25 protein-coding genes are annotated in these 21,407 nt (G+C 68.6%); 16 read left to right on the forward strand and 9 right to left on the reverse strand.

Going from position 1 to position 21,407, the window contains the following annotated elements; all coding sequences use genetic code 11:
* The first annotated feature begins 47 nt into the window (after positions 1–47).
* The 7 genes from ACQPYH_RS09610 to ACQPYH_RS09640 all read left to right on the forward strand — a co-directional run bounded on the left by ACQPYH_RS09610 (position 48) and on the right by ACQPYH_RS09640 (position 4,588).
* Positions 48–1,325, forward strand: a complete 1,278-nt coding sequence (locus ACQPYH_RS09610) for a CpaF family protein (RefSeq protein ID WP_432889164.1) — start codon at positions 48–50, stop codon at positions 1,323–1,325.
* Positions 1,325–2,185, forward strand: a complete 861-nt coding sequence (locus ACQPYH_RS09615; RefSeq protein ID WP_432889166.1) for a type II secretion system F family protein — start codon at positions 1,325–1,327, stop codon at positions 2,183–2,185. Before ACQPYH_RS09610 ends, ACQPYH_RS09615 begins: the two co-directional genes overlap by 1 nt.
* Positions 2,182–2,997, forward strand: coding sequence for a type II secretion system F family protein (locus ACQPYH_RS09620; RefSeq protein ID WP_432889168.1), 816 nt, complete (start codon positions 2,182–2,184; stop codon positions 2,995–2,997). The genes ACQPYH_RS09615 and ACQPYH_RS09620 overlap by 4 nt, the downstream gene beginning before the upstream one ends.
* A gap of 136 nt (positions 2,998–3,133) precedes the next feature.
* A complete protein-coding gene (locus tag ACQPYH_RS09625; protein ID WP_134104988.1) occupies positions 3,134–3,331 on the forward strand; it encodes a hypothetical protein in 198 nt (65 codons plus the stop codon).
* The gene (locus ACQPYH_RS09630; protein WP_432889170.1) at positions 3,331–3,717 is read left to right on the forward strand and encodes a TadE/TadG family type IV pilus assembly protein; all 387 of its coding nucleotides are present in this window, start codon (positions 3,331–3,333) and stop codon (positions 3,715–3,717) included. The genes ACQPYH_RS09625 and ACQPYH_RS09630 overlap by 1 nt, the downstream gene beginning before the upstream one ends.
* Entirely contained in the window at positions 3,714–4,163 is a 450-nt protein-coding gene (locus ACQPYH_RS09635) for a TadE/TadG family type IV pilus assembly protein (RefSeq protein ID WP_432889172.1), read from the forward strand. The genes ACQPYH_RS09630 and ACQPYH_RS09635 overlap by 4 nt, the downstream gene beginning before the upstream one ends.
* Before the next feature lie 26 nt (positions 4,164–4,189).
* Entirely contained in the window at positions 4,190–4,588 is a 399-nt protein-coding gene (locus tag ACQPYH_RS09640; RefSeq protein WP_432889174.1) for a pilus assembly protein TadG-related protein, read from the forward strand.
* A 125-nt stretch (positions 4,589–4,713) separates the two neighbouring features.
* Here ACQPYH_RS09640 and ACQPYH_RS09645 read toward each other — a convergent pair whose 3' ends face one another.
* Positions 4,714–5,514 carry an SDR family oxidoreductase gene (locus ACQPYH_RS09645; RefSeq protein WP_432889176.1) on the reverse strand — a complete coding sequence of 267 codons (801 nt, stop codon included), beginning with the start codon at positions 5,512–5,514 and terminating at the stop codon, positions 4,714–4,716.
* A 70-nt stretch (positions 5,515–5,584) separates the two neighbouring features.
* On the opposite strand from ACQPYH_RS09645, the gene ACQPYH_RS09650 reads away from it, so the two are divergent.
* Genes ACQPYH_RS09650 through ACQPYH_RS09660 form a run of 3 tightly spaced genes read left to right on the forward strand, consistent with a single transcriptional unit; the run spans position 5,585 to position 8,073 of the window.
* Positions 5,585–6,196, forward strand: a complete 612-nt coding sequence (locus tag ACQPYH_RS09650) for a TetR/AcrR family transcriptional regulator (protein WP_432889178.1) — start codon at positions 5,585–5,587, stop codon at positions 6,194–6,196.
* A 16-nt stretch (positions 6,197–6,212) separates the two neighbouring features.
* On the forward strand, positions 6,213–7,334 hold the full coding sequence (prfB, locus tag ACQPYH_RS09655; protein ID WP_432889180.1) for a peptide chain release factor 2: 1,122 nt from the start codon (positions 6,213–6,215) through the stop codon (positions 7,332–7,334).
* On the forward strand, positions 7,318–8,073 hold the full coding sequence (locus ACQPYH_RS09660; RefSeq protein ID WP_432889182.1) for a pentapeptide repeat-containing protein: 756 nt from the start codon (positions 7,318–7,320) through the stop codon (positions 8,071–8,073). Before prfB ends, ACQPYH_RS09660 begins: the two co-directional genes overlap by 17 nt.
* On the opposite strand, the gene ACQPYH_RS09665 is transcribed toward ACQPYH_RS09660, so the two are convergent.
* Positions 8,062–10,389, reverse strand: coding sequence for a polysaccharide lyase 8 family protein (locus tag ACQPYH_RS09665; protein WP_432889184.1), 2,328 nt, complete (start codon positions 10,387–10,389; stop codon positions 8,062–8,064). The genes ACQPYH_RS09660 and ACQPYH_RS09665 overlap by 12 nt on opposite strands.
* Before the next feature lie 128 nt (positions 10,390–10,517).
* On the opposite strand from ACQPYH_RS09665, the gene ACQPYH_RS09670 reads away from it, so the two are divergent.
* Positions 10,518–11,525 (forward strand): substrate-binding domain-containing protein, encoded by a 1,008-nt coding sequence (locus ACQPYH_RS09670; RefSeq protein ID WP_432889186.1) that lies wholly within the window; start codon positions 10,518–10,520, stop codon positions 11,523–11,525.
* Here ACQPYH_RS09670 and ACQPYH_RS09675 read toward each other — a convergent pair.
* Positions 11,522–12,958, reverse strand: coding sequence for an MFS transporter (locus ACQPYH_RS09675; protein ID WP_432889188.1), 1,437 nt, complete (start codon positions 12,956–12,958; stop codon positions 11,522–11,524). The two genes, ACQPYH_RS09670 and ACQPYH_RS09675, sit on opposite strands and share 4 nt — an antisense overlap.
* A 101-nt stretch (positions 12,959–13,059) precedes the next feature.
* Here ACQPYH_RS09675 and ACQPYH_RS09680 point away from each other — a divergent pair, with 101 nt between their 5' ends.
* Positions 13,060–13,914: a helix-turn-helix transcriptional regulator gene (locus ACQPYH_RS09680; protein ID WP_432889190.1), complete on the forward strand. Its 855-nt coding sequence runs from the start codon at positions 13,060–13,062 to the stop codon at positions 13,912–13,914.
* On the opposite strand, the gene ACQPYH_RS09685 is transcribed toward ACQPYH_RS09680, so the two are convergent.
* Entirely contained in the window at positions 13,915–14,823 is a 909-nt protein-coding gene (locus tag ACQPYH_RS09685) for a LysR family transcriptional regulator (protein WP_432889192.1), read from the reverse strand. It abuts the gene before it with no gap.
* Positions 14,824–14,896: 73 nt separating this feature from the next.
* On the opposite strand from ACQPYH_RS09685, the gene ACQPYH_RS09690 reads away from it, so the two are divergent.
* Positions 14,897–15,799 carry an EamA family transporter gene (locus ACQPYH_RS09690; RefSeq protein ID WP_432889194.1) on the forward strand — a complete coding sequence of 301 codons (903 nt, stop codon included), beginning with the start codon at positions 14,897–14,899 and terminating at the stop codon, positions 15,797–15,799.
* Here ACQPYH_RS09690 and ACQPYH_RS09695 read toward each other — a convergent pair.
* The 3 genes from ACQPYH_RS09695 to ACQPYH_RS09705 are packed head-to-tail and all read right to left on the reverse strand — an operon-like array spanning position 15,788 to position 18,116.
* Complete coding sequence (locus ACQPYH_RS09695) at positions 15,788–16,432, reverse strand: flavin reductase family protein (RefSeq protein ID WP_432889196.1); 645 nt, start codon at positions 16,430–16,432, stop codon at positions 15,788–15,790. The genes ACQPYH_RS09690 and ACQPYH_RS09695 overlap by 12 nt on opposite strands.
* A 38-nt stretch (positions 16,433–16,470) precedes the next feature.
* A complete protein-coding gene (locus tag ACQPYH_RS09700; protein ID WP_432889198.1) occupies positions 16,471–17,148 on the reverse strand; it encodes a TIGR03943 family putative permease subunit in 678 nt (225 codons plus the stop codon).
* Positions 17,145–18,116 carry a permease gene (locus ACQPYH_RS09705; RefSeq protein WP_432889199.1) on the reverse strand — a complete coding sequence of 324 codons (972 nt, stop codon included), beginning with the start codon at positions 18,114–18,116 and terminating at the stop codon, positions 17,145–17,147. The genes ACQPYH_RS09700 and ACQPYH_RS09705 overlap by 4 nt, the downstream gene beginning before the upstream one ends.
* Before the next feature lie 162 nt (positions 18,117–18,278).
* On the opposite strand from ACQPYH_RS09705, the gene ACQPYH_RS09710 reads away from it, so the two are divergent.
* Entirely contained in the window at positions 18,279–19,421 is a 1,143-nt protein-coding gene (locus ACQPYH_RS09710) for a serpin family protein (protein WP_432889201.1), read from the forward strand.
* On the opposite strand, the gene ACQPYH_RS09715 is transcribed toward ACQPYH_RS09710, so the two are convergent.
* A complete protein-coding gene (locus ACQPYH_RS09715) occupies positions 19,402–19,950 on the reverse strand; it encodes a TetR/AcrR family transcriptional regulator (protein ID WP_432889203.1) in 549 nt (182 codons plus the stop codon). The genes ACQPYH_RS09710 and ACQPYH_RS09715 overlap by 20 nt on opposite strands.
* On the reverse strand, positions 19,925–20,356 hold the full coding sequence (locus tag ACQPYH_RS09720) for an SRPBCC family protein (RefSeq protein ID WP_432889205.1): 432 nt from the start codon (positions 20,354–20,356) through the stop codon (positions 19,925–19,927). Before ACQPYH_RS09720 ends, ACQPYH_RS09715 begins: the two co-directional genes overlap by 26 nt.
* Positions 20,357–20,497: 141 nt before the next feature.
* Here ACQPYH_RS09720 and ACQPYH_RS09725 point away from each other — a divergent pair, with 141 nt between their 5' ends.
* On the forward strand, positions 20,498–20,692 hold the full coding sequence (locus tag ACQPYH_RS09725) for a hypothetical protein (protein ID WP_350848235.1): 195 nt from the start codon (positions 20,498–20,500) through the stop codon (positions 20,690–20,692).
* Between the two features lie 16 nt (positions 20,693–20,708).
* Positions 20,709–21,386, forward strand: coding sequence for a PhzF family phenazine biosynthesis protein (locus tag ACQPYH_RS09730; RefSeq protein ID WP_432889207.1), 678 nt, complete (start codon positions 20,709–20,711; stop codon positions 21,384–21,386).
* Positions 21,387–21,407: the final 21 nt, after the last annotated feature.

The following is a 21,407-nucleotide window of genomic DNA, read 5'->3' on the forward strand; positions in this document are numbered from 1 at the left end:
GCATGGTGACCGCGTGGTCGCCAGACGGGACACATACGGGGAGATCGATGACAGCGGACAGGCTCGACGCGCACCGATCCGGCTGGGACGGTGCCATCGAGCTGATCGACGCCCAGGTGCGCGACGTCGTGCGCCGCGAAGGCATCGACCCGCTCCGCGATCCCGGGTCCGTGAGCGCGATCGTCGCCCTCGTCGTCAAGGAGTACGACGAGCGCAGCCTGACCGGGGTCGTCCCGCCGATCGGCGACGTGGAGGCGGTCAGCCGTGAGGTGCACGACCGGGTCGCCGGCTTCGGGCCGCTGCAGCGCTACCTGGACGATCCCAGCGTCGAAGAAATCTGGATCAACGAGCCGAGCCGGGTGTTCATCGCCCGGGAGGGCCGGCACGAGCTGACCACGACCGTTCTGACCGAGGAGGAGGTCAGCGATCTGGTCGAGCGGATGCTCAAGACCACCGGTCGCCGGATCGACGTGTCGCAGCCGTTCACCGATGCGCGCCTGCCGGACGGGAGCCGGGTGCACATCGTCCTCGGCGGCATCACCCAGCGGTATGCGGCGATCAACATCCGCAAGTTCACCGTCCGCGCGACCCGGCTGACCGACCTGGTTCAGCTGGGTTCCCTGACGCCGCATGCAGCTGCGGTGCTCGAGGCATCTGTTGCCGTCGGCCTCAATGTGCTGGTCTCCGGCGGCACGCAGGCCGGCAAGACCACGATGCTGAACGCGTTGGCCGGTTCGATCCCCGGCAGCGAGCGGGTGATCAGCTGCGAAGAGGTTTTCGAGATCAAGCTGCCGATCCCCGACTGGGTTTCGATGCAGACCCGTCAGGCCGGTCTCGAGGGCACCGGCGAGGTGCGGCTGCGTGACCTCGTGAAGGAGTCGCTGCGGATGCGGCCGTCCCGGGTGATCGTCGGCGAGGTGCGCGGCGAGGAGTGCCTCGACCTGCTCCTCGCGCTGAACAGCGGACTGCCCGGCATGTGCACGATCCATGCGAACTCGGCCCGCGAAGCGCTCACCAAGATGTGCACGCTCCCGCTGCTGGCCGGCGAGAACATTGGCAGCCGCTTTGTGCTGCCGACGGTGGCGGGCTGCGTCGACATCGTCATACATCTGGGGATCGCGGCGGACGGCCATCGGCGGGTGCGCGAGATCGTCGCGGTCACCGGGCGGGTCGAGGAGCAGGCGATCGAGACGGAGTCGCTCTTCGTGACGTACGACGGGTATCTGCGCCGGGCCGAGGGACACCTGCCGCACGCGGAGCGTTTCCAGCAGGCCGGGTACAACGTGGCCGGGCTGCTCACCGAGTTGCCCCGGAGCGCGGGCTGATGGGCCTCCTGATCGGGCTGTTCTTCGGGGTCGGCCTGCTGCTGATCATCGCGGCGTTCGTGTCGCCGTCCGAGGCGGTGGCCGGCACGGACGGGCGACTGCGTCGTCGAAGTCGTGAATTGCTTGCGAGCGCAGGGATCGAAGGCCTGACACCGGGTGCCTTCATGGGCGCTTGTGTGATCACCGGGCTGGCCGCATTCGTGCTGATGTTCCTCGTCTCCAGGGCCTTGCCGGTCGGTGCGGTGTTCGGGTTGATGGCGGGCTGGCTGCCGATCGCGTTGGTGCGATCGAGGGCTCGTCGGCGGCTGGCGGAGTTCCGCGAGTTGTGGCCGGACGTGGTGGACAACGTCGCGTCCGCGGTTCGTGCCGGGTTGTCGTTGTCCGAGGCATTGGCTCAAGTGGGTGAGCGCGGGCCGTTGCCGCTGCGCGAGCCGTTCCGCCGGTTCGGTGCGGACTACGCGTCGACAGGCCGGTTCGCCGAATCGCTCGACCGGTTGAAGGCACGATTGGCCGATCCGGTCGGCGATCGCGTGGTCGAGGCGCTGCGGATCGCGCGCGAGGTCGGCGGTGGTGATCTCGGTCGGCTGCTGCGATCGCTGTCGACGTTCTTGCGTGACGATGCGCGGACCCGGTCCGAGCTCGAGTCGCGGCAGTCGTGGTCGGTTAACGGTGCTCGGGTCGCGGTCGCCGCACCGTGGCTGGTGCTGGCGATGCTGTCGTTCCAGGGTGATGTGATCCAGCGCTACAACTCGCCCGTCGGTGCGCTGATCATCGCCGGCGGTGCAGTCATCTGCGTGCTCGCGTACCGGTTGATGCTGCGCATCGGTCGCTTGCCCGAGCCCGAGCGGGTGCTGCGATGAGCCCGATGCTGCTCGGCGGTTTCCTCGGCGCATTGCTCGGCGCCGGGTTGCTCGTCGTCGTACTGCGGTTGCCGTTCTTGCGCAAACCGACGGTCGACGAGCGGATCTCGCCGTACCTGCGGGATCTCGGGGCGCCGGACGTGTTCGTCGGCGTGGTCGATTCGCGGTCGCCGTTCTACGCGATCCTGCGGTTGTTCGGGCCGTCGCTGCGGTCGGCCGCGGCACGGCTCGAGCGGATCCTCGGCGGGGCGAACACGGTCCGGCGACGGCTGCAGCGGGCCGGGATCCAGCGGACCGTCGAAGAGTTCCGGATCGAGCAGTTGCTGTGGGGAGCGCTGGCTTTCGGCGCCGGTCTGGTGATCTCGATCATCGCGGCGGCGTTCGACACCGGGGATCCGGTCGCCCTGATGGTGTTCTGCTTGGTTCTCGGTGTCGTCGGAGTGCTTGGCCGCGACACCTATCTGACCTCGCAGGTACGTCGCCGCGAGCGGCGGCTGCTTGCTGAGTTGCCGACGGTTGCCGAGCTATTGGCGTTGTCGGTCGCCGCCGGTGAGGGGCCGGCGGCGGCACTCGATCGGGTGACGCGATCATGCCGGGGCGACCTGGCCGACGAGCTGGAACGGGTCCTGGCGGAGACCAGGGCGGGGGAGTCACTGGTCCGCGCGCTCGACGCGCTCGCGGACCGCACCGGATTGCTGGCGCTCTCGCGCTTCGCGGACGGGCTGGCGGTGGCGCTCGAGCGTGGCACCCCACTGGCCGACGTACTGCGGGCACAGGCCGCCGATATCCGGGAAGCGGGGCGCGTGAGCTGATCGAGTCGGGCGCGCGCCGCGAAGTAGCCATGATGGTGCCGGTGATCTTCCTGGTCCTCCCGGTGACCATCGCCTTCGCCTTCTACCCGGGCGCTGTCGGAATCCGGCTGATCGCCGGATGAATCGAGGAGAGGTCATGTCCCTACACCTGACGAGACTGTTCGTGGCGTTGCTGCTGAAGCCACGCCCGGCGCGGACAGAGCGCGGCGACGTCCCCGGCTGGGTGCTGATCACCGTGATGACGGCCGGCCTGGTCGTCGTGATCTGGCGCGTGGCCGGCGACCAGCTCGCCACCATGCTCAAGGACGCGCTGTCGTCGGTCTCCAACAAGTAATGCGCAAGGCCCGTGGCGAGCGGGGCGCGGCGGTTGTCGACTTCGTCCTGGTCTCGACGCTCGTGGTGCCGTTGTTCCTCGGGATCCTGCAGGTCGGCCTGTTCCTGTATGTGCGCAACACGGTGACCGCCGCAGCCTCCGAGGGCGCGCACTACGCGGCCGTCCTCAACCGGGAGCCGGCCGATGGTGAGGCACGCACCCGCGAGCTGATCAGCGGCGTGGTGCGGGACCAGTTGATCGACTCGGTATCGGCGGAGGCGACCAATATCGACGGGCAGCCCGGCGTCGAGGTCACCGTCGACGCGCACATGCCGCCGCTCGGGCTGTGGGGACCGGGTATCTCGTTCAGCGTCCAAGGGCATGCGGTCAATGAGACAGGCGAATGAGGCGCCGGCGGGACGAGCGCGGGAGTGCGATCGTCGAGTTCTCCTGGTTGGCGATCCTGCTGATGGTCCCGTTGGTGTACTTCATGCTCGGCGTCTTCGACGTCCAGCGAGCTTCGTACGGCGCGACCGCGGCGACCCGCGCCGCCGGACGCGCGTTCGTCATCGTGCCGGACGGCGTGTCCGAGGACGAGGCGCGGTCGCGCGCGTTCGAGGCCGCGAAGCTGGCGATGAAGGACCAGGGGATGGAGCTCAGCACTGACGAGCTCACGATCACCTGTAGCTCGGCCTGTCTTCAGCCGGGGTCGACGGTGACCGTCACGCTCAACACCGAAGTACGCCTGCCGTTGATCCCCGACGCGCTTGGTGGCGAACCGCCCGCGATCCGCATCAGCGCCTCGCACACCGAGGCGTTCGGCGACTACCGCGAAGCCAAGGGCAACGGATGAGCCGGCGCCGGGGAGAGGACGGGCAGATGACCGTCCTGATCATCGGGTTCACCGTGGTCATCCTGCTGATGATCGTGGTGGTGACCGACATCTCGAAGGCCTTCCTCGTCCGCCGCGACCTCGACGCGACGGCCGACGGCGCCGTCCTCGCGGCCGCCAACGGTCTGGCCGCGGTCTACGCCCAGCCCGGCGCCGGCGGCAACGCGGCGATCGACCCCGACCAGGCCGCCCGCCTGACCGCCGACTACCTGAACGAAGTTGCCGCCAGCAACAGATTCGACAGCCTGGGCTGGTCGGTCGACGTCCAAGGTACGACGGTCACCGTCCGCCTGACCTCCACCGCGAACCTCCCGTTCCACCCGCCAGGCTTCCCCACCTCGACCGACCTCTCTTCCGAAGCCGCCGCAATCGTCCCGATCCGCTGAACCGCCGTGCCCGCGTTGCCTTGGGAGGCGTTTCAACAGGTTGTGGTGGGTCGGCACAGGTTATTTCCTGTGTCGGACCCCGAGAAGCTGTGTCGACCCGGGTGGGGGCGCGGCCAGGTAGCTGGTTAGCTGAACAGGCCGGGGTGGTCGGTCAGCCAGGTCTGGAAGGTCCGGCCGGTGTGGCCGGTGAGGAGTTCGACGCCGGGCTCGATGCGTTGGGGCATGCCCACGCGGGACTTCCAGTAGGCCAGCAGTGTCTCGCGCTGACCCTCGTCGCGCATACGCATCTCGGCACGCGCCTCGTCGGGCGTGAGGTCGACGGCCTCGATCGGTACGGCGGTGGTCGCGGTGATCAGGCTGATCTGGTGCCGACGGGTCATCGACTCCGGGCCGGTGAGCGGATAGCCGCGACCGTCATGCCCGTTGCCGGGGCCGTCGAGGAGGATGCGGAGAGCCGCGTCGGCGATGTCCCGCTCATGGATCGGCGCCTCCTCGGCGTCGAGGTACGGCAACCGGATCTGACCGGTCGCGCGGACCTGATGCGCCCAGTACTTCGCATTGCTCATGAACGCACTGGGCTGCAGACGGGTCGTCGCATACGACCCGTTGGCGATCACCTGCTCGGTCTTCGCGTGCGGATCGTCGGGACCGCCGAGTGAGGACAGCGAGGAGAGCAGCACGACCTGCTTCACGCCGGCGGCCTCGGCTGCGGCCGCAAAGGCAGGCGCGGTCGACGGATCGGAGTACAGGAAGACCTGGCTGACATCGCGGAGAGCGGGTGCCGGGTCGGCGGGGTCGTAGCCGACGGCCGACGGGAGAGCGGAGGGCTCTCGGCTGGCGACGCGGACGTCGTGTCCGGCCGCGATCAGGCCGGCGGTGACGGCGCGGGCGATCGCGCCACGGCCGCCGGTGACGAGAATAGTCATTGGATGTGCTCCAAAAATGTAGTGACTACATGATTGGAATCAGTAAAGCAGATGCCCTACGCTCGGTGCAATGGAGCTCGGGCGGCGGGAACGCAAGAAGCAGCAGACGCGGCACGCCATCTCGGACGTGGCCACGCGGCTGTTCCTCGAGCGTGGGTTCGACGCCGTCACCGTTGCGGAGGTGGCGCGCGCGGCCGACGTCGCCGTACAGACCGTGTTCAACCACTTCCCGGCGAAGGAGGATCTGTTCTTCGACGAGTCGGGGTGGTGGCTGGGGCCGGCGCAAGCGATCCGGGAGGCGCCGGAGGATGCGGATCCGATCGATCTGCTCGAGGCGCACTACCTGGCCGGCACGCGGGATCGGTTCGAGGTCGGGCATCTGGCGACCTGGAAGCAGTTCGTCCGCACGATCGAGAACAGCCCGGCGCTGGAGGCCCGTCGTCGGTTGCAGGCCGCCGAGCTGGAGACCACGCTGACCGCGGCGCTCGACGAACGCGGCCTCGATCACCTGCGCAACCGGCTGATCGCAGCGCAGTACGCCGCCGCGCAGAAGGTGCTTGAGGAACAACTGATGCGCGTCCTAGCCGAGGACGCGTCGCCCCAGGAGCTCGAAGCCGCCCAAACCGAGCTCGAGCAGGCGATTGCCCAGGTCTTCGCCGTTCTTCGTCGCGGTCTGGCCTGAGGTACGCTGTTTCGTTGTGGCTGGACTGGATTTTGACGCGGAGCTGAAGCAGCTCGACGCGACGATGACCTCGATCGAGAAAGTGCTTGATCTCCCCGCACTGCGCAAGGAGATCGACGAGCTCGGCGAGGCTGTCGCTGCGCCCGACCTCTGGGACGACCAGGCGAACGCGCAGAAGGTGACGTCGCGGCTTTCCAGCCTGCAGGCCGATGTGGAGCGGGTGACCGCGCTACGCAGCCGGGTCGACGACCTCGGCATCATGGTCGAGCTCAGCCGCGAGGAGAACGACGCCGACAGCCTGGCCGAGGCGGAGAAGGAACTCAGCTCGCTGGCCAAGTCGATCCAGTCTCTCGAGGTCCGCACGCTGCTGTCCGGCGAGTACGACGAGCGCGAGGCGCTGGTCACGATCCGTTCCGGCGCGGGCGGTGTGGACGCGGCCGACTTCGCCGAGATGCTGCAGCGGATGTACCTGCGCTGGGCCGAGCGCCACGGCTACCCGACCGAGGTCTACGACACGTCGTACGCCGAAGAGGCGGGCCTCAAGTCGACCACGTTCGGGGTCAAGGCGCCGTACGCGTACGGCACGCTGAGTGTGGAGTCGGGGACGCACCGGCTGGTGCGGATCTCGCCGTTCGACAACCAGGGTCGCCGGCAGACGTCGTTCGCCGCGGTCGAGGTGGTCCCCGTGCTCGAGCAGACCGACGAGATCGATGTACCGGAAGAAGAGCTGCGGATCGACGTGTACCGGTCGTCGGGTCCGGGTGGTCAGAGCGTCAACACCACCGACTCCGCGGTCCGGATCACGCACATCCCGACCGGCACCGTGGTCTCGTGCCAGAACGAGAAGTCCCAGCTGCAGAACAAGGCCAGCGCGATGGTCATCCTGAAGGCCAAGCTGCTCGCGCTGAAGAAGGCCGAGGAGCGGGCCCAGCTCGACGCGCTGCGCGGTGACGTGGCCGGTTCGTGGGGTGACCAGATGCGGTCGTACGTCCTGCACCCGTACCAGATGGTGAAGGACCTGCGGACGCAGTTCGAGTCCGGCAACACCTCCGGGGTCTTCGACGGTGAGATCGACGAGTTCATCGAAGCCGGCATCCGCTGGCGCCGTACCGGCCACACGGTTGCCGAGCAGAACTGAACTCCGCGCCGACTGCGCTAACTGCGTCGGCCTGTGCTGCATCGCGCTGACTTTCACCAAGTCGGCGGACTTCGCGCTGGACAAACCGGCGGGTGAGCCGTGCCCGAATCTCAGTGACGACTTCCGCTGCACGATCCACAAAGACCTGCGCAGCAAGGGTTTCCAGGGCTGCACGGTGTACGACTGCTTCGGCGCCGGCCAGGCGATCACCAGCCGCGGACAGTCCGCGCCGGAGATGTTCGCGGCGCTACCGATCCTCCGCCAGCTGCACGAGCTGCTCTGGTACCTCACCGAAGTCCTCGAGTACGACGAGACCGCCCGCGAGGCGATCGCCCACATCCACCAAGTGAGCCGTACACCGGACCTCACAACCGTCGACGTGAACGCCGAGCGTGCGGCCGTGAACGAGCTGCTCCTCAAGACCAGCCAACGCGTCCGCGGCAAGCAGAGCAAGAAGAAGGAACGCCGCGGCGCCGACCTGATCGGAGCCCGCTTGCGCGGCGCCGACCTCGCCAAGGCCAACCTCCGCGGTGCCTACCTGATCGGCGCCGATCTCCGCGAAGCAGATCTGCGCCAGGCCGACCTCATCGGCGCGGACCTGCGGGACGCAGACCTGCGCGGCGCCGACCTGAGGGGCGCCTTGTTCCTCACCCAGTCCCAGATCAACGCCGCGCGCGGCGACGACGCGACCAAGCTCCCGCCGGCCGTCGAGCGACCGGCGCACTGGTCACAGCCGTAGCGTCACGTACTGCGTCGCGCCGGCCGCTCCGGTCACATCGACGGTCACATCGGCGCCCAGCAGCGTACGGCGTACTGTCACGCCCTGGTCCGCCTCGACCAGCCGTGCGCCAGGTGCGAGCAGGTGCAGCCGGAGCGACGTCGCGAGCTGGGTCGGGTCCGAGATGCCGATCTGAATGGTCGGCCCGTCGATCCGGCGAATGACCGAACATGGGTCGTCCGCAACCAGCCCACCGACCCGACCGGCCTGCCAGAAGTTCGCCAGCGTCAGACCGTGTCCGAGATCGAGCACGGCCTGCACCACCGTGGTGTTGCTGAGGATCAGAACCCCTGGGTTCCGCGACAACGCCTTGGTCTGCGCGACCGAAGCGCCCGGAACGACCAGATAGCTGTACGACGCCCCCGCCGGGTCCACCCCGTGATCCATCCACATGGTCGCGTACCGCCGCGTGATCGGTGTCGTCGGGCCACCCGTGTTGATGTCCCGCCACGCCCCTGTCCTGGCCTCTCGCAACACGTGCACGTCCGCACCCGACGGGAACACGTATCCGCCGACACCTTCCAGGTGCGCCCATCGCGCGTCTTCGATCGTCGCCGTGTCGCCTGGCGCCGGGACCTGTACTTGGCCGCCGACAGTTAGCGTGTTCGTCCCGTCGCTGTGCAGATTCCGGTTCTCCACCACGGTCTCCACCGGATGCCCGCTGCCGCCGGCGATGCCGGTACCCAGAGCGACGACGTAGCGGTCCAGGCAGAACCACGACTTCCGCGCACGCATCGGCGACGACGGCCCTTGCAGGTCCTGGCCGACAGCGGCGTATCCGTCGAGAGTGGTGCCGCCGACCCAGCTGGTCGTCGGCCGGGCCGCACCCCATTCGCCGCCGGCCTTCGGCGCGAGCGGCAACTTGTCGACGGTGATGCCGGGGAGACGATAGCGATCGACGGTCGGCCAGAAGGCATCGGCGTACTGCCCGTTGTCGTGGTCGTACAGATAGGTCATCCCGGACCCGGAGTGCCAGCCCTGGTCGTTCTCGCCGTTACCGCATTCGTAGTGCGCGATCCGGCGGCTGGCCATCGAGATCGAGTACGCCCACCCGGAGCGCCGGTGCACCGACCGGTCCATGCTCGCGAACAACGTGTGTCCGTCCGCCTCCGCGGCCGGCGCCACACCCTGCACGGACTTGATCAGCGCCACCCGCGGAATGCTTGCCCCCGACAACATGTTTCCGAACGTGTCGCGCTCCAGCCAGCCGGCGACCGCGGCGCGCCAGGGGCCGGCCAGCGAGGCGTCGACCCCTGCGGCCAGGCGCAGGATCGCCTCGGCGGCGATGTAGGCGTCGTCGTGGTCCGACTCGGTGTTGCGCGACACCGCGCGCCCGCGGACGAAGTCCATCATCCGCAGATCGTGGACGACCGGCAGGAACGTCCTGGCGACGGAGTCGAACAGGATCTGCCGCTTCGGGTCGGTCACCGCCCACGGCGAACCGGCCAGCAGCGCGAGCAGCTTCCCGATCCCGCCCAGCAGCACCTGCCCGTAGGTGCCCGTATAGGCGACCCAGGTGTGCTGGACGAACGAGCCGTCGCGGTAGAACCCGTCGCCGGTCGTCACGTACTGCCAGACGTCGCTCAACCCGTCCCGTGCGTGTACGAGCCTCGCCTCGTCCTCGGTGACGAGCGCGCGGACGATGGCCGCCTGGCACAGGTCCACCCGGTTGGCTCCGGTCGACACGACGGCGCGCGACGGCGGGAACATCTGGTACGGATCCGGCACGAAGTGGTCGATCGCGGCGCAGTACCGCGCCCGGGCCTCGGCCGGCAGGACGTCGTACAGCAGGACCATCGTGTTCGCGAGCGGCCGGGTCGCGCCGATCTCCCACGACCACCAGTTGCCGAACTCGGCCTGTCCGGGGTTGTAGATCAGCTGGTTCATCGACTCCAGCGCGGCCTGGACGTCGGCGAGCAGGCTCGCGCTGGAGTGGTACTGCGAACCCGGCGTCGCCCAGGCGGTGGCGAGTTGTTCCAGCCGGACGTACGTGTTCGCGACCGAGGGATCGGCGGTCAGCGGGTAGTCGGTGAAGACCTGTGTGCGCGATGCCGATCGGTCGAGCCTGGCGAGCGATGCTGTCGCGCCGGCGTCGAGGCGGGTCAGCGCAGCGGCGAAGTCGGGGTCGGACGGATCGAGGACCGACCCGCCGGTGAGCGCGTCGGCCCATTTCCGGCGGAGAGCGGCGAAGTCGGTGGGATCGGCGAACGCGCGAGGGCTCAGGGTCATGGCGGCGGCGGTTGCGGTCGAGGCGGCGAGGAACGTCCTGCGTTTCATGAGGTCTCCTGCAGTGGTGGCGGAAATCACTGAGGCGCTGCTGACGAATGAGTCTGTGACAAGTCATTCCCTTTGGCAACAGATTCATGAGAATGAATTTCTGGATTCATCCCGGTAGAGTCAGCGCTGTGACTGACGTCGTACGGGGCCAGAAGGCACGGCACCTGGCCGCTGAACTGCGCCGCGGGATCGCCGAGCTGCGCTGGCCGGGCGGCAAGCTGCCGACCGAGCAGCAGTTGGCCGCCGAGCGGGGCGTCAGCCTCAACACCGTGCGCCGGGCGGTCGACCTGCTGGTCCAGGACGGGCTGGTGTACCGCCGTCAGGGCTCCGGGATGTACATCGCGAGCCCCAGCACCGGTCCGCTGATCGGCGTCGCCGTGCCGTCGATGACGTACTACTACCCGCGGATCATCGTGGGGATCGAACGCGAGTTGTCCAAGCATGGCGCCCAGATGCTGCTCCGCAGTACCGAGTGGAACTCTGCAGAGACCAGATTGGCGATCGATGGGCTCGTCGGCGCTGGTGTTGCCGGCCTGATCGTCGCACCGGACACAGCCGAGTTCGAGGAGCTGGATCTGCCTGTGGTGCTGGTGGAGCGCGGACTGGAGGATCCGGCCACCCTGCACGAGTTCGTCGGTACCAACCACGCGGCGGGTGCTCGGCTGGCACTGAAACACCTGAAGGAGCTCGGGCACACCCGCATCGCCTACCTCGAACGCACCAGCCCGCATACCGCGCCGCAGGTGCGGGCCGGGCTGGGTGACGTGCCGGTGCTGAGCCGAGCGCTCGACCGCTGGACCGGTGTGGACGTGGAACGCTTCTTGACCGAGGTACGGCGGGAGCGGGTCACCGCCGTGATCTGCTTCGCGGACCGTGAGGCCAGCCTGCTCCTCAACGTGGCGCTGGCCCATGGGATCGACGTACCGGGTGAGCTGTCGGTGATCAGCTACGACGACGAGATCGCCGAGCTGTCCGACGTACCACTGACCGCTGTGTCGCCGGTGAAGCTGGAGGTCGGTCGCAGAGCGGTCGAGGTACTCCGGGCGCGCCTGGCGGACCCGGAGTCACCTCGTCGGCAAGAGTCGCTCGTTCCACGGCTCGTAGTCCGTGAGTCGACCGGACCAGCTCCGCGTTAGGGACTGCGGAGCTGGTTGGTCACAGGGGTCATCAGTAGCGAGATCGCGGTGATGGCCAGCGCTACTGCGGCCAACGCGCCGCCCTGGCCCCAGGACCCACCGGCCAGCGACAGGTAGGCGGTGCCGACCGTGGCTGCGCCAAGAGCCAGGCAGGTCTGCTGGCTGGTGAGCAGGATGCCGCTACCGAGGCCTGCCTGCGCAGGTGGGACCTGACTGAGCACCACACCCATCAGCGGAACCATGACCAGGCCGGAGCCGAAGCCGGCGATCAGCATCGGCAGGGCGAGCTTCAGCGGGTTCACGTCCGGCCACAAGGTGAGCGCCGCGACCGCGAGTACGGCATACCCGACGCCCTGGATGATCCAGCCCCGCACGATGAGGCCGGCGCCGTACCGCATCTGCAGACGCGGTCCGTAGATCGAGGTGATCAGGAACCCGACCGCCATCGGCAGCAGGCTCAGCCCGCCTTCCAGCGGGGACATGTGCGCCTCGCCCTGGGTGGCGATCGCGAACACGAACATGAACCCACCGAACGTGGTGAAGAACGCGACTGCCAGCAGGAGGCCGATCCGCATCGCCCGCAGCCGCAGCACGGTCGGCGGGATCAGGGGAGACCGGCCGGACTGCTCGGACCGGTGCTGATGTACGCCGAGGGCGAGTACGGCCGGAATCGTCGCGGCCAGGCAGAGCCAAGTCCACAGCGGCCAGCCGAGCGGCCTGCCCTCGGTGAGCGGCAGAAGCAGCAGGACCAGCGTCAGCGCGAGCAGTGCGGCTCCGACGAGGTCGACCCGCTGAGCCTTGGCGGCCTTGGTCTCCGGGATCAGCCGGATGGCCGCAGCCACGCCCACAATGCCGACCGGCACGTTGACGAGGAACACGGCCCGCCAGCCGAGGTCGAACACGTTCGCCTCGACCAGTACGCCGCCGAGAATCTGACCGAACGCCGCAGCGGCGCCGCCGGCCACGCCGTACATGGCCATGGCGCGGGCGCGGTGCTCGCCGGTGAGCAGGCTGGTGATCGTCGCCAGCACCTGTGGGGTCACGGCGGCGCCGGCAGCGCCCTGGACGACTCGGGCGACCAGAAGGACGCCGATGGTCGGGGCGACGGCGCAGATGAGCGACATCACAGTGAAGCCGACCAGACCGATCAGGAACAGGCGTTTGCGTCCGAACGTGTCGCCGAGACGACCGCCGACCACGAGCAGGGTGGCGACGGCGATGCCGTAGCTGCCGACCACCAGTTGGAGTTCGCCGGAGGTCGCCCGCAGGTCGGAGCCGATCGCGGGCAGGGCGACGTTGATGACGAAGAAGGAGAGCATCGGCAGGAAGGCGCCGAAGATGAGAGTCGTGAGGGCCACCGGCTTCAGCGGCGCCGCGACGGCCTGCGGCCGGACGGGCGCTCCGGTGGTGGCGGCTTGGAGCTGGTCTGTCATGCGTCCAGCCTGAACGCGATCGGAGCCTGGTGGTGAGAGCCTGGTTATCCTATTACCGACAGCACCTGGCACCAGGATCGATCTGTGCCCATGATGGAACCATGACCACTGTCCCAGCCGCCACCGACAGAACCGTGACTGCCGAGCGGCGGGAGCTCGGCGTGTTCCTGCGCAGCCGGCGCGAGCGCATCCAGCCGGACGAGGTCGGGTTCGCGCCGGGCGGCCGACGGCGTACGCCGGGACTGCGGCGCGAGGAGGTCGCGCTGCTCGCCGGGGTCGGAGTCACTTGGTACACCTGGCTCGAGCAGGGCCGCGAGATCAACGTGTCCGCGCAGGTCCTGGACGCGATCGCGACGGCGCTGCGGTTCGACCGCCAGGAGCGCAGCCACCTGTACCGGCTTGCCGGGAGCCGGTCCGCTCCGACGCCGGGACTGTGCTCGGCGTTGCCGCCGTCGGCGCAGAAGACCCTCGACGCGGTCTCGCCGTACCCGGCGGTGGTGCTGAACAAGCGGTACGACATCCTCGCCTTCAACGAGGCGTACTGCCGGGTCATCATCGATCTGGAGCAGGTGCCGGTCGAGGACCGGAACCTGCTCTGGCTGAACTTCGTCTCGAACGAGTGGAACTGCAGCTTCGTCGACGCCGAGGCGACCAAGCACCACATGGTCGCGGCGTTCCGCGCGGCATCGGCCGACCACCTCGGCGACGCGCTGTGGCAGGACCTGATCCAGAGCCTGCTCAGGAGCTCGCCGTACTTCGCCGAGCTGTGGGAGCGGTACGACGTCGCAGCGCCGAGCACCCGGACGAAGATGCTGGAGATCGACGGGTACGGCATCCTGCGGATCGATCCGATCAATCTGTGGCTGTCGCCGGTCGGGCCGTTGCGCGTGACCGTGTACACGGCTCTCGACGAGGAGACCGAGACCAAGCTCCGGCAGATCGTCGATCACGCCTGATCAGGCGGTGTCGCGGTCCGGCCAGGCGGCTTTCAGGGTGGCGAGCGTGACCGCGATCGCCGGGCGGCGCGAGGTGGTCGTGCGCCAGACGGCGTACAGGCGACGGGTCGGCGCGGGCTGCAGAGGTACGACGACCACGCCGTCGGGGACCGGGCCGCGGCCGAGGCGGGGAAGCAGGCCGATGCCGATGCCGCGGGCAAGCATCGCGAGCTGGGTCTGGTACTCCGCGACCGAGTAGGCGACGTCCGGCTCGACGCCCGCGCGACGCATCGTCCGGATCAGCCACTCGTGGCAGATCGACCCGACCGGCTGGCAGATCCAGCGCTCGCCGACCAGGTCCTCCGCGCGCACAAACTCCTTGCCGGCAAGGCGATGCGACGCCGGCACCAGTACGTCGGCCGGATCCGTGCCGAGCTTCGCCCGCGACAAACCTTCCGGCAATGCGAGTGGTGTGTTGTGCCAGTCGTGCACGACCGCGACATCGATCTCGCCGCGGTTGACCGCCGCCACTGCCTCGAACGGATCGGTCTCCCGGACGCGAATATCCAGCCCGTCGTGATCGTGGAGCAGCCGCACCAGCGCCGGCGGCAGCAAGCCGCGCGCAGCGGTCGGAAAGGCCGCGATGCTGAGCGTCCCGATCGCCTGCCCGCGCTGCTCGTCCAGCGTCAGCTCGGCGTCCTCGACCAGCGCGAGAATCCGGGCCGCCGTCGACGCGAGTTGCTGGGCCGCGTCGGTCAGCACGATCCCACGCCCTTGCCGCTCGATCAGCGTCGTCCGCGTCTCGCGCTCGAGCTTCGCCAGCTGCTGCGACACCGCGGAGGGTGTGTAGCCGAGCACCTCGGCCGCCCGGTTGACCGAGCCGTACTGCGCGACCGCGTGCAACGCGCGGAGCCGACCGAGATCGATCATGTAGCACTCCTACATTGAAGGCGGTAGAAATCGGTGCTGGTCCTTAAGTGTACCGCCACCCACACTGGACCGTATGAAGCCTCGTGACCTGCTCCTCGCACTCGCCGTCGTCGTTGTCTGGGGCATCAACTTCGTCATCATCGAGGTCGGCCTGGAGGGTGTGCCGCCGCTCCTGCTGTCCGCCCTGCGGTTCTTCTTCGCCGCCGTGCCGGCGATCTTCCTGCTCGGCAAACCCCGCGTCCCGTGGCGGTACGTCGTCGGCGTCGGGCTCGCGCTCGGCGTGGCGAAGTTCGGTCTGCTGTTCATCGCGATGGATCACGGCGTACCGGCCGGTCTGTCGTCGCTCGTACTGCAGGCGCAGGTGATCTTCACGGTCCTGTTCGCGATCGCCGTACTGCGGGAACGCCCGCGGCCGGCGCAGCTCGCCGGCATCGTGATCGCCTGCGTCGGGATCGCGTTGATCGTGCTCGACCGCAAGCTGTCGGCACCGCTCGGCGCGCTCGTTCTCGTCATCGTGGCGGCCGGCTTCTGGGGTGTGTCGAACACAATCACCCGGTACGCCAAGCCGCCGGACACGCTGCGCTTCATGGTCTGGGTGAGCGCGGTCGCCGTCGTACCGCTGCTGATCCTGTCGCTGATCACCGAAGGACCGCAGGCCGATGTCGACGCGCTGCGCGACCTCAACCTCAGCGGCATCGGCGCGATCGCCTACCTCGCCTTCGGAGCGACGCTGTTCGGCTTCGGGGTGTGGGGCTACCTGCTCCGGCAGTACGACGCGAGCACGGTCGCGCCGTTCTCGCTGCTCGTGCCGATCGTCGGGATGTCGGCCGCGTGGGTACTGCGCGGCGAGGCCGTCGGGCTGCAGCAGGGGATCGCCGCGGTGCTGGTGATCGGCGGTATGGCCTGCACGGTCATCCGGCGCCGGACCCCGCGCGCGGTGGAGTCCGGCGATCCGGAGCTGACGTCAGTCGCCTGATCCGACGGGGATCGGCATCGGCGGCATCTGCCAGCCGCGGGCGAGCGAGGACGCGTACGCCGGGCTGCCGCCGGCGAAGTACTCGGTGAACTTCATGATCAGTGGATCCCACCGCAGCGGGTCGATGTAGCGGTCGTTGCTCATCAGGAGGTCCTCGCGGACCCGCACGCGCTCGACCTTCATCTCCAGCGAGCACAGGTGCGAGTCCGGCCCGCCGATCTCGTTGATCGCCACGATCCGGCCCTCGAGGTTGATCGGGCTCTCGACGACGGAATGCACGTCGGACAGCTCGCTCGGCTCGCGGGTCAGCCCGGCCGCGGCGAACTTGTCCGGCTCGTACCGGTACCCGCGTGCCCGCTTCGCGTCGGACATCTCCTGCGACCCGGTCAGCAAGGCGATCCGGTCGAGCGCCGCGACCATGTCCGGGTCGACCAGGTTGAGGACGATCTCCGGCCGCTCGACGAGGTTCTTCACGGTCTGGGCGCTGGTCCCCATGCCCAACATCGCGGTGTATCCGAGCCACCAGGCCGACGACATCGGGGCGAGGTTCGTAGTGCCGTCGGGGTTGAGGGAGCTGATCAGGACAACCGGCGTACCGAAGTACAAGACCTTGGGCTCGACAGTTCGCTTCATGCGAATGGAACGGCTTGGAGCCCAGATGTGTGAGGGGACTACTCGTACGGATTGACCGGCGCCGTCGTCGGGGTGATTGTCTCGACGGTCAGCGCGGCGACGTCGCCGTCAACCCGTCTGGTCGGCTGGGCCCATTGGCCGGTGATGGTGACCCACTGGTTCTTCGGCGGTGCGACCTGCCCGCGGGCCTCGACCATGTACGCCGTACCGTCCGCGACGCAGCAGGTCAGGCCGATGCGAGTCACGTACCAGACGCCGTTCTTCGCCGGCGTGACGAAGCCGGTGAGCCGGAACGAGTAGCCCTGCATGCTGTCCTGCTCCCACACCGCCCACTCGGCGTAGTCGCGCACCGCGAGAGTCGTGGGTCCGCTTGTGTTCCCGCCCAGCCACGACGTGCCTTGAGGCTGAGCCGGTTTCGCCGCGACTGGCGACTGCCGCTGGGCGGCGTCGGCGCCGAGCGCAGGCGGGTCGACAACGAGCAGCGCGAAGATCGGGATGAGTAGTAGCCAGGCCGTCCGCGGCAGGCCGTGGTCGTGGTCCTCGCGGGTCTTGACCAGTACGTCGGTGATGGCGAGAGCGATCAGGATCAGCCCGGCCGCCAGCAGCATCCACCGCATGCCCGGCTTGACGTAGCGGAGGTACGTCCCGGATGTGGCGAGTTGCATCACCGCCGCTCCGACGAACACCATCACGAGCCCGGCGACGCTCCGCTTCACAGCAACCACCACCCGACGAGCAGACTGGCGGTTAATGCGACGACGAAGGTTGCCGGCGCGAACCGTACGGCGAACTTCGGCCCGAACGTCCCGGTCTGCAACGCGATCAGCTTCACGTCGACGATCGGCCCGACCACCATGAACGCGAGCCGCGCCGTGAGCGAGAACTGCGACAAGCTCGCCGCGACGAACGCATCCGCCTCGGAACAGATGGCCAGCAGCACGGCGAGCAGTCCGAGGATGACGACCGACAGCAGCAGATTCCCGGCGACGTGATCCAGCCAGGTCCGGGGTACGACGACGTTGAGCGTGGCCGCGGCGGCTGCGCCGATGACCAGGAACCCGCCGGCGTGCAGGAAGTCGTGCAGCATCGCCGAGCGGAACACGTCGAACTTGCCCGCGTCGTGCGCATGCCGGTTCTTGGGCGGCTTCATCCCCTTACCGGTCAGCAAATACAGCCAGCCGAGGACCATCGACACCGCGAGCGAGGTCACCGCGCGAGCGACCACCACCTTCGGTTGCCCGGGAAACGCGACCGCTGTCGATGTGAGCACGACCGGGTTGATCGCGGGCGCGGACAGCAGGAAGGCGATCGCCGCGGCCGGCGTGACGCCCCGGTTCATCAGGGCGGCCGACACGGGCACCGACGCACACTCGCAGCCCGGCAGGACGACGCCGGACGCGCTGGCCACCGGCACCGCGAGGGCAGGGTTCTTGGGCAGTGCCTTGGCGAAGAACGATGCCGGAACGAACGCGGTCAGCGCGGCCGAGAGCAGCACGCCGAGGACCAGGAACGGCATCGCCTGCACGGTCACGCCGACGAACATCGTCGCCCAGGTGCGGATCCCGTCCGCGGTGAACCAGCCGGAGAAGATCCGCCGCCCGAACAGCGCCGTACCGACCAGGAGGATCAACGTCGCGGTGAACGCGATCGAAGACCCCGAGGTCTCCTCCTTGGCCGTTGCCATGCGGGAATGCTGGCAGAGTTCCGCCGGAAATGAAAATCAACATCAAGAGGCCGGATCTCCGGGCCATCACAACGGCCCGCCGGCCTCGGCCGGCCGCCTGCACAGGCGTGGTCGTCAGCGATTGTGATGGCCTGGGGATCCGGGCGTGGCAGTGTGGTGGGTATGAATCCCGACGTGGTGCGCGCAGTCACTGACCTCACCACTCGCTGGGCGCGCAGTCTCCCGGCGGGCAACACGGTTGTGTCCGGCCTCGGGTTGTGGCCGCTGCTCGCGCTCCTCGCGACCGGTGCGGATGAGCCGGGTCGGAGCGAACTTGCTGCGGCCGCCGGGGTGGACGCGGCGACGGGTTCGACCGACGCGATCCGGCTGATCGAGGCGATCGAAGACTCCGCCGACCTGCACGCTGCGCTCGGTGTGTGGGTGAGTGAGCAGTTGAAGCTCGCGGAGTCGTTCGATGCCGTGATGCCGGCGCCGCTCGTCGGCATGCTCACCGGCAACCCCGCGGTGGACAAGCCGAAGCTCGACGCGTGGGCCGCCGAGCACACCGACGACCTGATCCGCGAGATGCCGCTCGAGCTCGACCCCGACGTACTCCTCGTGCTCGCGTCGGCCCTGCTGCTGCGCACGACCTGGGTCCGCCCGTTCACCGAGCAGGTGCGCCACGTGCCGAGCGGCCCGTGGGCAGGTTCGTGGCACTGGCTGGAGCGCGTCGACTCAGACCTGGACGCCGTACGACGGTACGGCGACCTGACCGTTGTCACCGTGCAGGGTGATGCCGATGTCGATGTGCTTCTGGGCATCGGCGATGACGACGTACTTGCTGGCCTGCTCGAAGCAGCTGCCCACCCGAACGACGGCGTACCAGGCAGTCGGTTGATCGACGACGACGAGCCGGGCCCGGGATTGCGGATCGGGCAGACGACTTCCGCGCGGCCGGATCTGAAGGTGGCGTTGCCGTCGTTCAGTGTCGAGGTCGAGCACGACCTGATGCAGTCACGCGAGTTGTTCGGCCTGACCGCCGTCACGTCGGATCCCGGCGATCACGGCCATTTCAGCGCGCTCAGCCCGACCCCGCTGCGCGTCGGGCAAGCGAAGCAGAAGGTGCTCGCGCGCTTCTTCGCGACCGGGTTCGAGGCCGCGGCCGTGACCGCGATGGCGATGACCCGCGCCGCGATGATCACGACCAAGCAGCGCCGGCTCGAGCTCGCGCTGGACAGGCCGTTCGCGTTCACCGCCGTACTGCGGGAGTCGCGGCTGCCGATCGTGGCCGGCTGGGTGGAGACGCCTACTCAACCGGGAGACTGAACAGCCGGTTGAGCAGCGCGGACGCCTCGTCGACGCCCGCGCGATCGCCGGTCAGCAGCAGATCGAACAGCAGACCGCGCGACGCCGCCAGACCGAGCCGCGCGTACGCCGGTGCCTCGTGCGCCGGGAGGCCCGCGCGGATACACAGCTCGATCAACGGCGGCAACCAGACGTTGATCAGGTCCGCCTTGAGCGACTCGGTGTGCGGCAGGTCCTGCATCGCGTGCGCGCTGAGCTCGAAGAACAGCGGACCGTAGATCAGCGCCGCCTCGGTCACCCGGCGCCAGAACAGCTCGCTCTGCTCCGCGATCGGGAGATCGGTGGCCAGCACCTCGGCCAGCAGGTCGCGCTGTTGCTGCTCGACCGTGCGGACCACCTCGGCAAGCAGCCCCTCGCGCGAGCCGAAGTGGTAGATCAGCATCCGGTGACTGGTGCCGACCGAGGTCGCGATACTGCGCAGGCTGGCGTCGCCGATCCCGTTCCGGGCGAAATGGTCGACCGCGTCAGCCAGCAGACTGTCGCGACTCACTGATCTCCTTCAACTTGGCCGTCTCGGTGGCGATGTAGCGCTTGGTCAGGCCCGCGTACAGCCGGCCGAAGAGCCAGCCGAGCGGACCTTCCTGGATGATCGTCGCGGTCGCGACCGTGCCTTCCGGCGTACTGATCACCCGGTGGCCGCCGGTGGTCTTGATCCCCGGGGCGCTGGAGACCCATTCGAAGTACTCGCCGTCCTTCAGTTCGGTCACCTCCCAGACGGCGACCGGGAGCTTGGGCTGGCGGATGCGGGTGCGGGCGCCGATGTGGATGCGGCCCGCGTCGAGCCGCTCGACGGAATCGACGGTCGGGGTCCAGTCGGGCCACCGCTCGACGTCGCTGAAAACCTCCCAGACCCGCTCTGGCGAGGCCTGGATCGTGCTGGAATGATCGAAGCGCATGTACCAAATGGTACATGGACCTGCAGCACTGACCAACTGCTCCGCCGAGCGTGCGCGGAGGTCGCACTGAGCGTGAGAGGCGGGTAAAACCAGACCCTTGGTCAGTGGTGGGAGTCCGCAGTACAGGTAGGGTCTGTGGCCATGGCTGACCAGAACGTCCCGCAGAACGTCGAGAACGAGCAGGACCCGGGCGCGAACACGCAGATGTTCCGCGCGTTCGTCAACGAGGGCTCGACCGAGACGACCCGCGATCCGAAGATCAACGGCCGCGTGCTCGCCGTCATCGGTGCGGCGGTGCTGCTGATCGCGGTGATCGCCGCAATCGCAGTTCTCTGACCTGACCAGACCTGATGTGACCGCTCTGACCGTCGAGGTCGTCCACGTCTTCACCGACCCGGACGGCCGGTTCGGCAACCCCCTGGGCATCGTCGACGGCCGCCTCGTCCCACCTGCGGATCGGCAACGGCTCGCCGCCGACCTCGGCTACAGCGAGACCGTGTACGTCGACGACGCGGCGACCGGCACGCTCCGCATCTACTCCGCCACCGGCGAGATGCCCTTCGCCGGCCACCCAACCGTCGGCGCCGCCGCCTGGCTTCACTCGACCGGCCAGCCGGTCGACACCCTCCACGTCCCCGCCGGCCCCATCCCCGTCACCCGCAGCGACGACCTCTTCTCCGTCCGCGCCGACACAACCTGGGGCAGCACCTGGGAGTGGCACCAACTCGCCTCACCCGAGGCGGTCCTGGCAGCCGACCCCACGACGTACGACGCCGGCCACACCTACCTCTGGTCCTGGCAAGACGAGCCCAACGCCGTCATCCGAGCGAGAGCCTTCGCCCCCGCCATGGGCGTCGTTGAAGACGAGGCAACCGGCTCCGCCGTAACCCAACTAACCGCCCAACTAGCCCGCAACCTCCACATCATCCAAGGCACCGGCTCCCACCTCTACACAACCCACGAACCCCCAACCCACGCCACCGTCGGCGGCCACGTCCGAATCGGAACCCAGCGCACCGGGAGACTTTGATGCCAGAGTCGATGGCGGGCG

The sequence above is a fragment of the Kribbella sp. CA-245084 genome (assembly GCF_050942355.1).
Lineage (GTDB): Bacteria > Actinomycetota > Actinomycetes > Propionibacteriales > Kribbellaceae > Kribbella.